The 1,272-nt window shown below is 56.4% G+C and carries 1 protein-coding gene; it reads left to right on the top strand.

Going from position 1 to position 1,272, the window contains the following annotated elements; translation table 11 throughout:
- Window positions 1-155: 155 nt before the first annotated feature.
- On the top strand, window positions 156-1,272 hold a 1,117-nt coding region (locus DTF_RS23960; protein WP_226989381.1), incomplete at its 3' end, for a TRAP transporter large permease.

The following is a 1,272-nucleotide window of genomic DNA, read 5'->3' as shown; positions in this document are numbered from 1 at the left end:
TGCCGTCCTGCCGCTTCTGGGGGGCATGAGCATCTTTCGAACGATTCTCGTCATGGTTGCGGAATGGCGGGAGCTCGGTGAAAACCAGTCCTAGCTTTTGCCTGCAGTCGGATGAGCATTCTTCAAACCTGAAATCATGAAAAGAGGGAGAATACATGGAGAGCAGTACGGTTCTAATCTTTCTTATGCTTCTGGGGATGCTGGCCTCAACGGTACCGGTATTCCTGTCCCTCTTGTTCACCGGCATGGTCGGTCTGATTCTGGTGGCGCAAGTCGATCCCACGATCGTCATCGAGATCATGTACCGCAGCATGGACAAGTTTGCCCTGATTGTCGTGCTCTTCTTCATCCTCTGCGGCAACATCATGACGACGGGAAGCATCGTCCAGAAGCTCATCAAGGCGGCCAACGTGATGGTCGGCTTTCTTCCCGGGGGGCTCGCCATGGCCGGCATCGTCGCCTGCGCCTTGTTCGGGGCCATTTCGGGCTCCACGGTCGCCACGGTGGTCGCCATCGGCGGGTTCATGATTCCGGCCCTCATCGATGAGGGGTACGACGAGAAGTTCAGCATCGGAGTGATGACCACCGCTCCGATTCTGGGGATCATCATCCCCCCGTCCATCGCCATGATTCTGTACGCCATGGTCTCCAACGATTCCCTGGAGGCCCTCTTCCTGACAGGGTTCATCCCCGGCATCATGATCGTTGTGGCCATGTCTCTCTATGCTTATTTTTACTGCCGCACGAAAAACCTGGCGACGCGCCAGCGTCCGAGTTTCCGGGAAACGGTCTCCGTCCTCAAAGAGAGCATATGGGCCCTGCTTCTTCCGGTCGTGATCTTCGGGGGGATCTACTCGGGTGTTTTCACGGCGAACGAGGCGGCTGTCGTCGCATGCATCTATGCCTTTTTCATCGAAATCGTCATCCATCGCGACATGAAGATTCGCGACGTGAAAAAGGTGATTGTCAGCTCCGCCGTGACTTCGGCGACCCTGCTGGTGATCGTGGCCGGGGCCTCGGTCTTCGGCGAATATCTCACCTTCGCCCAGATCCCCGACAACATCGCCAACACGGTGGTCGACAACATCGACAACAAGTACGTCTTCCTGCTGGCCGTGAATATTCTTCTGCTCTTTGTCGGGATGTTCATGGATATCATTTCGGCCACCCTGATCCTGACGCCGATTTTTCTGCCCCTTCTTGCCAAGTTCGGCATCGACACCATGCACTTCGGCCTGCTGATGACGGTCAACCTCGGCATCGGGTACTGCA

Origin of the sequence: Desulfuromonas sp. TF (assembly GCF_000472285.1) — a bacterium.
In the GTDB taxonomy this organism is placed as follows: domain Bacteria; phylum Desulfobacterota; class Desulfuromonadia; order Desulfuromonadales; family ATBO01; genus ATBO01.
The sequence above is the reverse complement of the archived record's forward strand: the minus strand, read 5'-3'. Positions and strand labels throughout refer to the sequence as shown.